Below are 14203 nucleotides of genomic sequence, written 5' to 3'. Positions count from 1 at the left end.
AAAATCCCGAGACATACAAGCCAAAATGCCATCACCGAAGGTGATTTACGCGAGCAACGAGTCAAAGTCCGTGCTTGCACGGAACCTTGAGGAGTGCCGCGATAACGATAAAAACTCGCAAAGCGTGTTTTTATCGTTTAAATGCATTTTGGCTCGTAACTGTGAAGGTACTGAACAGTTACAAACAAAAAACTGACGAAAGGCTGAAAAGCGACAGCATGGGAAAAAACGATGCAAAACAAATCGATTTTACCCGGAAGCATGAAGAAGATTTGCGGCGTCTCAGGGGACTGAGATTGCTGGATGATGATCTCATGCAAAAGGTATTCGAAGACAAGGCATGTACAGAACTTTTGCTTCAGATTATTTTGAAGCGAGCAGACCTGAAAGTGCTGCATGTAAAAGGACAGCAGGATATCAAGAATCTGCAGGGGCGTTCCTGTTTTTCTATTATTTTATCTTTCTGCGACTAAAATAAAAATCTTCATTTCCATGAAACTGTTTTATTTTTAACAACATTTTCTGACTTTTGTCGCATTTTTTCGGATGGAGTCTGAAAGGGCGCAAAAAACTGCCGCCGGAACACTTTGATACTGTGTTCCGACAGCAGTCTACATTGTTTATGCCTGTTTTGCGTCTCGTTCTTTGTCTAATTTTACATTTCTAAAGTAAAGAATTATGTCGATCGTAATTTCAGCTATATTTAGAAAATAGAAGAACCATGCAAGATAAAACAGCCAACTGGTCTCTACGCCCATGCCGAGTTGCATGAATTTGCGAGCGATACCGAATACATAACCGATCCAGATAAAGCACTCAAAGAAAAGGCTCTTTCCTTTCGCAGTTCTGGAAACCCATGATTTCCAGATGGAAATCGGCCAGGACAGTCCGAAGCAAAGAATCATCACGGCTTCCATCAGGTCAGTAATCATTTCCATATCCATCGTAGTATTTCTCCATTTCTTTTCAGTTATTTATTTTTTTCTTTTAAATATTCCGCTCTTCCCTCTTCATACAGGTTGTTTCCTTCACTGTCGATGATAACAACCAGCGGCATATCTTCCACATACAGTTTACGCAGTGCTTCTGCTCCCAGATCTTCATAAGCAATCAGTTCTGCTTTTTTGATACATTTTGCCAGAAGAGCACCCGCTCCTCCGATGGCACCAAAGTATACTCCACTGTATTTTTTCATTGCGTCTACTACTTCCGGCAGACGGGCACCTTTACCGATCATTCCACGGGCACCAACAGACATCATAGTCGGTGCATAAGCATCCATACGGCCACTGGTTGTAGGTCCGGCAGATCCGATAACCTGACCTGGTTTTGCAGGTGTCGGTCCTACATAGTAGATGGTAGCATCTGTGGGATCAAAAGGAATCTTCTCTCCTTTTGCCAGTGCTTCACACATTCTCTTGTGTCCTGCATCACGGGAGGTATAGATTGTACCTGTTAACAGTACCTGATCTCCTGCGTGAAGTGTTTTTGCCAGTTCCTCTGTAAGAGGCAGTGTTATCTTCTTAGCCATATTAGATCACCTCCGTTTTGTGACGGGTTACATGACAGTTGATATTGATGGCACATGGCATACCTGCGATATGGGTAGGCATGGTCTCGATATTCAGTCCGATTGCTGTTGTCTTTCCGCCAAATCCCTGTGGTCCGATACCCAGTTCATTGATTTTCTCCAGCATTTCTTTTTCCAGATCTGCATAGAACGGATCCGGATTGGAGGAATCCAGTGGTCTCATCAGAGCTTTCTTGGCCAGAAGGGCTGCTTTATCAAAAGTTCCACCGATACCAACACCGACTACCATCGGCGGGCATGGGTTAGGACCTGCTGTTTCAACTGTCTCAATGATAAAATCCTTGATTCCCTGCAGACCGTGAGAAGGTTTGAACATACGGATCGCACTCATGTTTTCGCTTCCGAATCCTTTCGGTCCTACGGTAATCTTGATATTTTCTCCCGGAACGATCTCTGTATAGATCATAGCCGGTGTATTGTCACCGGTGTTTCCACGGCGTACCGGATCTTTGACAACGGATTTTCTCAGGTATCCTTTGTCATATCCGCGGCGAACTCCTTCATTGATAGCATCTGCCAGATCTCCGCCTACCATATGTACGTCCTGACCGATTTCCAGGAATACACATGCCATACCGGTATCCTGACAGATCGGTACACATTCATTGTCTGCGATCTCAAAGTTCTCGATGATATTGTCCAGAACTCCTTTTGCAATCTCACCGTCTTCACAGGCACGACAGTTTTTAATCGCGCATTTTACATCTTCCGGAAGATGCTCATTTGCTTCGATACAAAGCTTTTCCACTACATCAGTGATCTGCTTTACGTCTATCTCTCGCATTCCACTCCACTCCTTTTTATTCTTCTGAACCAGAGATAATAGTCTGATCAGCAAAATCTTCTATTTCTCTGAAATGTCCTGTATCGGTAACCAGACGAGAGTTTCCCCTCGTCTGGTATGCCTTCTTACCTGTCTGCTTCTTATCTTTCGTGTCTTGCATAATGTGGAAGCAGTAACGGAGAAACGTGATCTGTTTCAACACCGGCTGCTTTCAGTTCCTCATCATACGCTTTTACATGATCCAGGTTCATCTCACCCAGTTCAACATCTTTGCATTTTGCAGCTGCTTTCTTACCTGCGTTTCTACCGAATACGATAACATCCAGAAGGGAGTTACCCATCAGTCTGTTTCTTCCGTGGATTCCGCCTGCAGCTTCTCCGGCAACCAGAAGGTTCGGGATTTCTTTTGTGAATCCGTCTCCTGTGATTTCCAGACCACCGTTCTGATAATGCAGTGTCGGGTAGATCAGGATCGGAACTTTTCTCATATCGATACCGTAGTTCATGTACATACGGAACATAGCCGGAATTCTCTTCTCAATGGTGCCTTCACCACCAAGGATCTCGATCATAGGAGTATCCAGCCATACACCTTTTGCTCCGCCCGGAACATCTACGCCACGGCCTTCTTCACACTCGCGGATAACACCGGATGCATTGACATCACGAGTCTCCAGCGGATGGATATAAGCTTCACCGTTTGCATTAACCAGCTGTGCACCAACGGAACGAACTTTTTCAGTTACCAGTGCACCAAGGATCTGTGACGGGTAGATTGCTCCTGTCGGATGATACTGGATAGAATCCTGATATAACAGGGCAGCACCTGCTCTGTATCCCAGAACCAGACCATCGGCAGTTGCACCGTAATGGTTGGATGTCGGGAATCCCTGATAATGCATTCTTCCTGCACCACCGGTTGCGATAACTACTGTTTTTGCTCTTGCAACAGAGTAGTCACCTGTTTCCATGTTCAGAAGAACAGCTCCTGCAACTTGACCTTTTTCATCTTTGATCAGTTCTACTGCTGATGTAAATTCAACAACCGGGATTGCACGGTTGATCACTTCATCACGCAGAGTACGCATGATCTCTGCTCCGGAGTAGTCCTTTGCAGCATGCATTCTCTTTCTGGAAGTTCCGCCACCATGGGTAGTTACCATAGTTCCGTCTGCCTGTTTGTCAAATTCAACACCCAGCTCGTTCAGCCATTTGATAGCATCCGGAGCTTCCATAACCAGTCTTTTTACCAGTTCTGGTTTTGCAGCAAAATGTCCGCCACCGAAACAGTCCAGATAATGCTGTACCGGTGAGTCATTTTCTTTGTCTGCTGCCTGGATTCCGCCTTCAGCCATCATGGTGTTGGCATCACCAATACGCAGTTTTGTAACGATCATTACGTTTGCACCTGCTTTGTGTGCTTCGATAGCACAGGAAGAACCTGCTCCACCACCACCGATAACAAGTACATCTACATCGTAGTCTACTTTTGTAAGATCTACATTGTCAGTCATCAGGCGGCTTGTGGAATGAAGCATATCAGCCAGCTCCAGAGGAGCTTTCTGACCTTTGTTCGGTCCAACTTTGATCTCAGCAAATGCGTCTGGGTTATAATCTGGATGGAATTTTTTCAAAAGAGCGTCTTTTTCGTCTGCTGTCAGACGTCTTGGCTCTGTTGCCATACGCTGTGCTCTTGTAGCCTCTACCTTTTTGATAGATTCCATCATATTTTCCGGATATGGTGCATACATATTTTACGCCCTCCTATTTCTCAATATCTCTGTTGTTGTAAAGTTCTTCCATTTCTGTGATCGGTTTCTGCATGATCTTCTCGATCAGGTCATCGTAAGCACCTTCGTGGATCTCTTCCACTCTCTTTGTCAGATGTTTTGCTTCCGGTGCAATATATTTTCCTGTGAGACGTCTTGCCAGAAGACCTACCATCGGATGAGAAATACCAGCCGGGCATCTTACAGAACAGCATCCGCAGCTTACACAGTCAAAGGATTCTTCTGCACATTTCTCCAGTTCACCTCTCTGTGCATATGCGATATACTGCATAACATTCAGATCCTGTGTACATGCTTTTGTACATGCGTTACATCCGATACAGCTGTAGATTTCCGGATACAGTTCCATCATGATCTGAGCATTCGGTTTGATCTCTTCGATATCGTATGTTCTCTTATCGGTCGGGAAGAATGGGATACTTGCCACATACATGCCTTCCTGAACCTGTGTCTGACAGGCCAGACAGGTTTTCAGCTCATTGTCACCCTTGATTCTGTAGATTGTTGCGCAGGCTCCGCAGAAACCATGACGGCATCCACATCCTCTTTTCAGAGTGTAACCGGCATACTCCATAGCTGTCATAATTGTCAGTTCTGCAGGCACACTATATTTTTTACCGAAAAAATATACATTTACCATTTTTTCCATTTGTCGGTACCAGTCCTTTCTTAATACTCGTTAGGTAATTCGTCGATTTCATCAAATCGGAATACCGGGCCGTCTTTACATACGTACTTGGATCCGATATTGCAACGTCCGCATTTACCAACACCACATTTCATACGAAGCTCCAGGGTTGTGTACACCTGTTCTTTGGTGAATCCCATTTCCTGAAGACCAGCCAGAACAAATTTGATCATGATTGGCGGTCCGCAGACCAGAGCTACTTTGTCAGTGTCGAATCCGATCTCTTTCAGATAAGTCGGAACAAATCCTACATGACCGTCCCAGCCTTCCTGTTCACGGTCGATGGTCAGATATACGTTTACGCCTTCTGCTTTCATCCACACTTCCTGGATCTCTTTTAACTGAACCAGATCGTCAGCGGAACGGGATCCGTAAAGGATATCTACAGTTCCGTAGTTCTCACGGTTATCCAGTACGTAGTTGATTACAGAACGAAGTGGTGCCAGACCGATACCGCCGGCAATAAACAGCAGGTTTTTACCCTTTAATTCGGTTTCTACCGGAAAATGGTTTCCGTACGGTCCGCGGACTGTGATCTCATCACCTACCTGCAGGCTGTGCAGGTAGTCGGTAAGCATACCACATTTCTTAATACTGAATTCCTGGTACTCTTTATTGGTCGGTGAAGAAGTAATGGAAAACATACCTTCACTTACACCCGGTGCACATACCATGGCACACTGACCCGGCATATGTTCAAATAATTTTCCTCCTTCCGGAGCGTTGACACGGAATGTTTTTACATCCGGTGTCTCCTGACGGATATCTGTGATGATACCAACCTGAGGGATCAGGGTATCCAGCGTGTAATTTTTATGACAGGTACATTCGCTCATTATTTGTCACCTCCCTGTTTTTCAAATGCTTTGATTACTTTTACAATATTTAAGGATGCCGGACATTTTTCCACGCAGCGGCCACATCCCACACAGGAGTACATGCCGTTGTTGTTTGCAGGGTAATATACCAGTTTGTGCATGAATCTCTGACGGAATCTCTGCAGCTGGCTGGTACGGTTATTTCCATGCGCCATCATGGTGAAATCGGAGTACATACAGGAATCCCAGCAGCGGTATCTCTTTACACCATGTCCGGTGTCATAATCTTTGATATCGTAGCACTGGCAGGTCGGACATACGAAGGTACAGGTACCACATGCCAGACATGGTTTATACAGTTCTTCCCATACAGGGGAGTTGAACTTTTCTGTCAGTGCATCTCCGTTCCATCCTTCCAGAGACAGATCGGAATATGGCAGTTTTTCTACGATCGCACGAATAGCAGTTTTTTCTGTTTCCAGTTTTTCTGCATCTGTGCCGTCAGCTTCTGTCAGGAGGCTTTCTACTGCTTTGGTCAGTGCCTCCCCCTTGTCAGTCAGGGCTTTCCAGTACAGTTCGCCGTCTACCATCCAGGTAGCCACATCTGCTGCAGGTTCTGCACAGTCGATGCCGAATACTTTACAGAAGCAGGATTCTTCCGGCTCATGACATGCCATGGCAACGATGGTTCCGTGTTCTCTTCTTGCAGCGTAGAAGCTGTCGACAGGATCACTTAAGAATACGTTATCCAGAACTTTCACACCCTGGATATCACAGGCTTTCATACCAAATACTACAAACTTCTGCTCTTTCAGCGCTTCCGGCTGGATGCTCAGTTTCTTTCCGTCTCTCTGTACAGTATACAGATTTTCACTCTGTGGGAAGAATGCATCTTTGGGAGATTTTACTGTTTTCAGGGTCTCCAGGGATACTTTTGCATCCGGAGTCCATGCTTTATAGTTCACCTGTCCGCTTACTTCTACCGGCAGATATAATTCCTGATTCTCGGCAATACTCTGGAATAATGCCGACAGATTTTCTTTTGCTATCTTATACATACATTATCCCCTTTCTGTTACGATACTCGGTTCCGCATCGTCAAATGTGAAGTTTGTCAGCGGTCCTTTGGAATCGGTATCTTCACCGGCCTGATATTCTCCATACAGTTCATCGATATCTTTGATAAATTTGCGGTTGAACAGGTGAAGCGGGATACCCTGTGGACATACTCTGCTGCACTCACCACAGTCTGTACATCTTCCGGCTACATGGAAAGCACGGATGATATGGAACATCTTCTCTTCAAAAGAGTCCACATTTGCTTTCTGGGAACTGTCAAATTTATTGCTGTCAAAAACACATTTTCTGCAGCTGCATGCCGGACATACATTTCTGCAGGCGTTACAACGGATACATTTGCTCAGCTCGCTCTGGAAGAAAGCAAATTTTTCTTCCGGTCTCATAGCTTCGATTCTTCTTACTTCATCAAAACGATCTGCATCTTTGGTGTCCTTGGACTCGCCGATGATCTCGTCATAGATCTGATGTTCTTTGCCTTTACATACATGACATCTTTCCAGCATACCGTCTTTGTAAGCACATGTCTTCTCACCGTAGATAGTCTGGATTGTCAGTGTCTCGGCATCGTCTGTGATCTCGGCACCCTGAATGGACTGAATACCTTTGATTCCCTGTTTTTTGATCTTTTCGATATCCAGTTTTCCTTTACATCCCACACCAACGATGTAGGCTTTGTCTCTGTCTACTCTGTGCTCTTTGATCAGCTGGTTGAAGCTGTAAGTATCACAGGGTTTCAGACATACCATGGTCTTTCCTTCCAGTTTGGAAGCTTCGATCATATATTTACTTAAGTTAGCTCCGCAGAATCCGTTATATACGAAATCTTTCAGAGATTCTTCTGTCTCAAAGTACGCAGGTTCCGGATTGTAAGGCAGGTCTCCGGCTTTCCAGCCAAGAACCCGGGCTACTGTTCCGTCTGCCAGCAGTTCTTTCGCACGGTTGATTAATTCCTGCATCTTATATCCTCCAATCTTACGTTCTTACCAAGAGAGTAGATTTTTTCTACGAACTCATTCATTGTTGTAGAGAATTTTACACCCTCTGCTGCAGATACCCATTCTACACGAGTACGTCCGTTTTCCACACCGATATAATCCAGCATGGAGAACAGCAGTGTCATACGTCTTCTTGCGTAATAGTTACCGGTGCTGTAATGGCAGTCACCCGGGTGGCATCCACACATGATCACGCCGTCTGCACCTTTTTCAAAAGCACGCAGGATGAACATTGGATTGACACGGCAGGAACAAGGTACACGAATGATTTTTACATCTGCCGGGTAGCTCAGACGGCTGCTTCCGGCCAGATCGGCTCCTGCATAACTGCACCAGTTACAGCAGAACGCTACAATTTTCGGTCTGAATTCTTCTTTTGCTTCTATCGACATATTGCATCTACCTCCGCTATAATCTGTCTGTTAGAGAATCCCTGCAGATCCATCGCTCCGGATGGGCAGGCTACGGTACAAGCACCACAACCCTGGCACAGTGCGCTATTAACCTGAGCTACGCGGCGGGTCTCACGGATACCGTGGTCAAAAATTTCTTTATCTTCGTATGTGATTGCTCCGTAAGGACACACATTTGCACAGGTAGAACATCCGTTACACAGAGTTTCATCCGGTTTTGCGGTACACGGATTGGTCATCAGTTTGTCTTTTGCCAACAGTCCGATGGCTTTTACAGCAGCTGCGCCGGCCTGTGCTACAGTTTCCGGAATATCTTTCGGTCCCTGGCATACACCGGACAGGAAGATACCTGCTGTCGGTGATTCTACCGGACGGAGTTTTGCATGAGCTTCTGTCAGGAAGTTGTTGGTATCGATACTTGCTGTCAGCATAGTTGCAATCTTACGAACATCAGGGTTCGGTTCGATGGCTGCTGCCAGAACAACCATATCTGCTTCTTTCAGGATCTGTTTGTTATCTAACAGGTCAGATCCCTGTACCAGCAGTTTTCCGTCTGGCTGAGGAATCACTTTTCCTACCTGACCTTTGATATAATTTACTCCATACTGTTCTACGGCTCTTCTGTAGAACTCATCGAAGTTCTTACCAGGAGTACGTACATCAATATAGAAGACAGTTACATTTACATCCGGATATTTATCACGGATCAGCATTGCATGTTTTGCTGTATACATACAACAGATCTTGGAGCAGTAGCTCTTTCCTCTGTCATCAGAGCAACGGCTTCCCACACACTGGATGAACACGATTTCCTTCGGAGCTTTTCCGTCAGAAAGACGTTCCAGATGTCCGCTTGTAGGACCTGCTGCATTCATGATACGTTCCAGTTCCAGAGATGTGATAACATCCTTACTCTGGCTGTAAGCATATTCGTCGTAGTTATCCAGTTTGATGATGTCAAATCCGGTTGCAACTACGATTGCACCGTATTTTTCTGTTACAATCTCGTCTTTCTGATCGTAGTCGATGGCACCTGCCTGACATACTTTAGAACATACACCACATTTTCCGGTTTTGAACTTGATACAGTGTTCACGGTCGATTACCGGTACATTCGGGATTGCCTGAGCAAATGGTGTGTAGATCGCACTTCTGTTATTCAGACCGCGGTTGAATTCGCTTGGTGCTTTCTTGGAAGGACATTTTTCCTGACATACGCCACATCCGGTACATTTGTCCATATCAACGCTTCTTGCTTTTTTACGGATATCAACCGTAAAGTCGCCTACAAAACCGGATACTTTTTCTACTTCACTGTATGTATAAATATTAATTTTTTCGTGAGCTGCAGCTTCCACCATCTTTGGTGTCAGGATACATGCAGAACAGTCCAGAGTCGGGAAGGTTTTGTCCAGCTGGGACATTCTTCCGCCGATACTTGGCTCTTTCTCAACGATATCTACTTCATAACCTGCATCTGCAATATCCAGAGCTGTCTGGATACCTGCGATACCGCCACCGATAACCAGTGCACGTTTTGTTACAAGGCTTTCGCCCGGCTGCAGCGGTGTGTTCAGGTTTACTTTTGCTACTGCTGCTCTCATCAGGATCACAGCTTTTTTTGTTGCCTCTTCCATATCTTTATGGATCCAGGAACAATGTTCACGGATGTTGGCAATTTCTACCATGTATGGGTTCAGTCCGGCTCTCTCAGCTGCTTTCCGGAATGTTGCCTCATGCATACGTGGGGAACAGGAACAGATTACCAGTCCTGTCAGCTGTTTTTCTTCGATCGCTTTTGCGATCAGGGCCTGTCCGGCTTCGGAACACATATACTGATAGTCTTCTGCATGAACAACACCCGGCTCCATAAGAGCCATCTCTGCTACTCTTTTCACGTCTACCGTTGCTGCGATATTACTTCCGCAATGACAGACAAATACTCCTATTCTCTGCACCAGGGTTACCTCCTATATCTTCTGAATGCACTGACTAACAACTGCTGCGGCAGTTCCGGATCCAGTAACTCCGGAATCTCATCCGGTGTCAGATAATTCTGACCTTTCTGGCGGACTACCAGCTGTCTTGCTGCGTCGATCAGTTTACCCGGTTTTACATCTCTCGGACAACGCTCTACACAGGCAAAGCAGGAGAGACATTTCCACAGTGATTTAGAATTGACCAGTTCTTCGATGTTCTCATTGGCTACATAAGATACGAACTGATGTGGTTTGATATCCATCTCGTTAAAAGACGGGCAGGAAGCAGAACATTTACCGCATTTCATGCACTTCAGGGGATTCACACCACTGATCTCTTTGATCAGTTCTGCCTGTTTTTTCTCGGTACTCATTATTCAGCCACCTCCTTGTCGGATGTCAGTGTCTGCAGAGCTTCCTCTTTTACTCCGAGAGCTTCTGCCAGAAGTTCTGTGAAGTAGTGAACCGGCAGTTTGCCGTTTCCGCTCTTGTTCAGGTTGTACAGACACAGTGGACAGGCGGTGATCAGCATCTCTGCACCAAATCCTGCTGCGCTGTCCATGATATTGTTGCACATGTTTTTGGACATGTCCTTTTCTTTCAGAGAAATGTATCCTCCGCAGCATTCGTTCCGGTATGGATACACAACCGGTTCAGCACCGATGGCACGGATGAAATCTTCGATAATGGTTGGATTCTCCGGATTATCAAATGCCATGATCTTGCCCGGACGAAGAAGCAGGCAGCCATAGTAAGCGCCGATTTTCTTTCCGGTTAACGGATTCACTACTTTTTTCTTTAATTCATCAAACCCGATACGGTCACGGAGCACTTCCAGAAAATGGAGCACTTCAGTCTCGCCTTCATATGGCTCTGCCAGTTTCATGTAGTTGTTTGCTCTGGTACGGATATCTTCTACATTCTTCATATCATCATTGACACGTTTGATCACGTGATGACAGGCAGAACAAAGAGTTACCAGATCCTGACCTTTTTCTTTGGCCTCATTCAGAGCACGGACGGAAGAAAGTTTTGTGGCAATCTCATCAGAACCAAGTGGATATACACCACCGCAGCACTGCCAGTTGTCGATTTCTTCCAGTTCAAATCCCAGTGCCCTTGCAGATACTCTGGCATATGCATCCAGATCTCTTGCTTTTGTTCTCAGGGTACAACCCGGAAAATAACTGTACTTCATAGTTCCTGTATCCTTTCTTTATGTAAGTTTCCTGCCTGTCGGTCACCGGTTGCAGCCAACAGACATTCGTTACTGTCTGCTTAATCCAGATCGATCTGTGCGATGACTGCTTTCAGCGCATCGGCACTCTTATGTAACTGTTCGATCTCTTTTTTGTTCATACGCATCGGCACTTTACCCTGAATACCGTTTGGTCCAACCAGTGTCAGTGTGCTTAAGCATACATCGTCAATTCCGTATTCTCCATGCATCATGGAAGATACGGTTGTGATGGAATCAGAAGAAGCTGACAGGATAGAGCAGAGTTTGCATACGGAAGCAGATACTGCGTAGAAAGTAGCTCCTTTTCTTTTGATAATCTGTCCGCCGGATTTCTGTACGTATTCGAGCATCGCATCTTTGTCCACTTCTTTTACTTCTTTTCCCATGCTCTTTGCAATATCGTAATATTCATCCAGGCTTACACCGGATACATATGCACCGGTCCACGGAATAAAGGATGTATCTCCATGCTCACCAAATACATAGGCATGAATGTTGTTCTGTGCTACATTGAGATGTTCGGAAAGTCCGCAACGAAGACGAGCAGAATCCAGAATAGTTCCGGATCCGATGATCTGATTTTCCGGAAGTCCGGAAATCTTGGTAAATATATATGTCATGATATCTACAGGATTACTTACAATGATATATAAAGCATGCGGAGCCACTTTTACAATCTCCGGTGTGATAGATTTCAGGATATTTACATTGGTCTGTGTCAGTTCGATTCTTGTCTGACCAGGTTTACGTGCGATACCGGAGGTGATAATTACGATGTCAGAGTCTTTCGCATCTTCGTATTCACCGGCAATGATGGAGATCGGGTCTCTGAAGCAGGTTCCCTGTGCGATATCCATGACTTCGCCTTCTACTTTTTCTTTGTTAATGTCGATCAGGACGATCTCTGATGCAACATTCTGATTAGATAAGGTATACGCAATTGTGGAACCAACACTTCCGGCTCCTATAACTGTAATTTTGCTGCTCATAGTGTCTCCTTCTTCCTTTCTATTTGTCTATTTTTTAACAATTGTGGCAAAAAAATATGAAATCTTCGCTTTCTATCGATTAGCTTTTTTGGATTTTCTCATAAAAATATAAGAGTTCACACTTCTCCCTCCGCTAAGATAAGTATCAGCTCGATTCCATTTGGATATATTATAACGCATTGATAAGATTTTAACAAGTGTTTTTGCAAAATTTTATCAATTTTGTTTATGGATTCGGAAAGGAGCTGTCAGTGGCAGCTCCTTTCGGTGAGGCGTGCAGATTGCAGGAATGATTTTTCAAACACGCTCTAAAACGCATATTCATCTACCGGCAGGTTCATCAGTTTCCATTCGTTTCCTTCTTTGCAATAACTTGCGGCGAAATAGATTTCATTATCCTCTTCTTCGATTTCGTCCCAATAATTGATGTAGGTTTCTTTTCTTTGTGCTGTTCCTCGCAGGTCTATCTCGGTGCCTGTGGGGGATGCATCCAGCGCTGTGTTGATGTTACTGATGACGAGTCCTGTGATTTTTCCGGAGCCGTTGCCCTTTATCTTGTTCGTCAGATTTTCATAGTAGTTCTTAATATAATCATCTTCCAGAGCGCCGGAAAAAAATACGTCCTGTACTTCTTTAAACGGCTTTCCCTGCAGTGCGCTCTCCACAAGAAATTTGATATCTTCCCCCGCCTGTTCACCAAGTGCCTGCAGGGTTTCGTCTGTTGGCATCAGATCTATTCTTTCTTCTTCACTTCCATAAGAAGTTATGACTGTGTTTTCACAGTAAGGTTTCATTCCCTCTTCTGTTACCTGCATCTGATAATCGCCGGTAAACATATATGGAATCGTTATGCTTTTCCAGCCATCCTGCTCTGTCGCCGCACTGTCATCAACCTTCTCACCATTCAACTGTAATACGGCATTTTCCGGTATTGTATATGTAACATCGCTGACCCAGCTTTCTGTATCTGCAACCTTCCATTCGTCCCAGAAAAGATATTTTTTCTTTCCTGTTTTTGTCATCGTGATGTATTCTGCTGATTTGCTGTCTGCGCCTTTTTCTATATACTCCACACAGTACACTTTCAGATCCTGATCCTCAAGTTCGTCTTCCAGATTCTCCATATAATCGTCATAATCATCGCTCTCTGCTCCAAATATCGAAGCAAGATCTCCCAGCTTGCTTACCGCATCACCGGTAAGTTGTTTTACGTCTGTGATATTGACAGATTTGTATTCCAACGGTTCCGCATTGTTTGCATTGGCTTCTACAAACATTTTCTTCGTCAGCAGATCGCTGTTTGGAAAATCGCAAAAGTCATATGCCTGAGACCATTCCCGATCCGCTTTGATTTCCCAGTAATCCATAGCAGCTTTTTCCGGTGAAAAACGATTGGACATAATTTTGTAGGCACCTGCGAACAGTGCCACTGCCGCTACCGCTTCAATCCCGGCAATAACTGCAAGCCTGGAAACTGGTTTTTTCATTGTCATTCCCGGATATCCCGTTTTTTTCAGATTCTGCGGTCCATTATTACCCAGATATGGCTGTCCCTGATAAGCAGGGCCACCGGGATTTCCATAATTTCCCCTGTAATCCTTTTGTCTTCCTGGATTGTTCTCCAGTCGGTTATTCGATAAATTCTGATTTTGGTTTATGTTATTTTGTCTCATCTGCATATCGGAATCCGGCATCGTTCTTCCTGCAGGCTGTATCGGTACAGCCGTTTCGTTCAGATTCTGCTCCGGCACGGAATCTTCTTTCAATCTGGTTCCACACTCCATACAAAACAGAGACTCTTCCTCATTTTTTGTTCCGCAATTCGGACAATACATT

General features: G+C 44.9%; 15 protein-coding genes. 1 reads left to right on the top strand and 14 read right to left on the bottom strand.

Annotation, left to right across the window (positions count from 1 at the left end; all coding sequences use genetic code 11):
• The first annotated feature begins 218 nt into the window (after positions 1-218).
• Complete coding sequence (locus tag FYJ57_RS00890; RefSeq protein ID WP_331466611.1) at positions 219-473, top strand: hypothetical protein; 255 nt, start codon at positions 219-221, stop codon at positions 471-473.
• A gap of 147 nt (positions 474-620) precedes the next feature.
• Here FYJ57_RS00890 and FYJ57_RS00885 read toward each other — a convergent pair whose 3' ends face one another.
• The 14 genes from FYJ57_RS00885 to FYJ57_RS00820 all read right to left on the bottom strand — a co-directional run bounded on the left by FYJ57_RS00885 (position 621) and on the right by FYJ57_RS00820 (position 14202).
• The gene (locus FYJ57_RS00885; RefSeq protein ID WP_235904302.1) at positions 621-944 is read right to left on the bottom strand and encodes a hypothetical protein; all 324 of its coding nucleotides are present in this window, start codon (positions 942-944) and stop codon (positions 621-623) included.
• Between the two features lie 26 nt (positions 945-970).
• Complete coding sequence (locus FYJ57_RS00880) at positions 971-1531, bottom strand: Fe-S-containing hydro-lyase (RefSeq protein WP_154431177.1); 561 nt, start codon at positions 1529-1531, stop codon at positions 971-973.
• A gap of 1 nt (position 1532) precedes the next feature.
• Positions 1533-2375 (bottom strand): fumarate hydratase, encoded by an 843-nt coding sequence (locus tag FYJ57_RS00875; RefSeq protein WP_022172900.1) that lies wholly within the window; start codon positions 2373-2375, stop codon positions 1533-1535.
• 140 nt (positions 2376-2515) lie between these two features.
• Positions 2516-4126, bottom strand: coding sequence for an FAD-dependent oxidoreductase (locus FYJ57_RS00870; RefSeq protein ID WP_022172899.1), 1611 nt, complete (start codon positions 4124-4126; stop codon positions 2516-2518).
• A 13-nt stretch (positions 4127-4139) separates the two neighbouring features.
• Positions 4140-4814: a 2Fe-2S iron-sulfur cluster-binding protein gene (locus tag FYJ57_RS00865; protein WP_022172898.1), complete on the bottom strand. Its 675-nt coding sequence runs from the start codon at positions 4812-4814 to the stop codon at positions 4140-4142.
• A gap of 20 nt (positions 4815-4834) precedes the next feature.
• Positions 4835-5689: an FAD/NAD(P)-binding protein gene (locus FYJ57_RS00860; protein ID WP_106493511.1), complete on the bottom strand. Its 855-nt coding sequence runs from the start codon at positions 5687-5689 to the stop codon at positions 4835-4837.
• A complete protein-coding gene (locus tag FYJ57_RS00855) occupies positions 5689-6729 on the bottom strand; it encodes a 4Fe-4S dicluster domain-containing protein (protein WP_154431176.1) in 1041 nt (346 codons plus the stop codon). Before FYJ57_RS00855 ends, FYJ57_RS00860 begins: the two co-directional genes overlap by 1 nt.
• A 3-nt stretch (positions 6730-6732) precedes the next feature.
• Complete coding sequence (locus FYJ57_RS00850) at positions 6733-7707, bottom strand: 4Fe-4S dicluster domain-containing protein (RefSeq protein ID WP_154431175.1); 975 nt, start codon at positions 7705-7707, stop codon at positions 6733-6735.
• Positions 7695-8138 (bottom strand): hydrogenase iron-sulfur subunit, encoded by a 444-nt coding sequence (locus FYJ57_RS00845; RefSeq protein ID WP_154431174.1) that lies wholly within the window; start codon positions 8136-8138, stop codon positions 7695-7697. The genes FYJ57_RS00850 and FYJ57_RS00845 overlap by 13 nt, the downstream gene beginning before the upstream one ends.
• Positions 8129-10117, bottom strand: coding sequence for a 4Fe-4S binding protein (locus tag FYJ57_RS00840; RefSeq protein WP_328597412.1), 1989 nt, complete (start codon positions 10115-10117; stop codon positions 8129-8131). Before FYJ57_RS00840 ends, FYJ57_RS00845 begins: the two co-directional genes overlap by 10 nt.
• A gap of 5 nt (positions 10118-10122) precedes the next feature.
• Complete coding sequence (locus FYJ57_RS00835; RefSeq protein WP_022172892.1) at positions 10123-10512, bottom strand: 4Fe-4S dicluster domain-containing protein; 390 nt, start codon at positions 10510-10512, stop codon at positions 10123-10125.
• A complete protein-coding gene (locus FYJ57_RS00830; RefSeq protein WP_022172891.1) occupies positions 10512-11336 on the bottom strand; it encodes a CoB--CoM heterodisulfide reductase iron-sulfur subunit B family protein in 825 nt (274 codons plus the stop codon). The genes FYJ57_RS00835 and FYJ57_RS00830 overlap by 1 nt, the downstream gene beginning before the upstream one ends.
• 80 nt (positions 11337-11416) lie before the next feature.
• Positions 11417-12367 carry an L-lactate dehydrogenase gene (locus FYJ57_RS00825; protein ID WP_154431172.1) on the bottom strand — a complete coding sequence of 317 codons (951 nt, stop codon included), beginning with the start codon at positions 12365-12367 and terminating at the stop codon, positions 11417-11419.
• 308 nt (positions 12368-12675) lie between these two features.
• A complete protein-coding gene (locus tag FYJ57_RS00820) occupies positions 12676-14202 on the bottom strand; it encodes a zinc ribbon domain-containing protein (RefSeq protein WP_205839878.1) in 1527 nt (508 codons plus the stop codon).
• Position 14203 lies beyond the last annotated feature (1 nt).

The sequence above is a fragment of the Oliverpabstia intestinalis genome (assembly GCF_009696065.1).
GTDB lineage: Bacteria > Bacillota > Clostridia > Lachnospirales > Lachnospiraceae > Oliverpabstia > Oliverpabstia intestinalis.
Note: the sequence above shows the minus strand (reverse complement) of the source record. Positions and strands in the feature narration are given on the sequence as shown.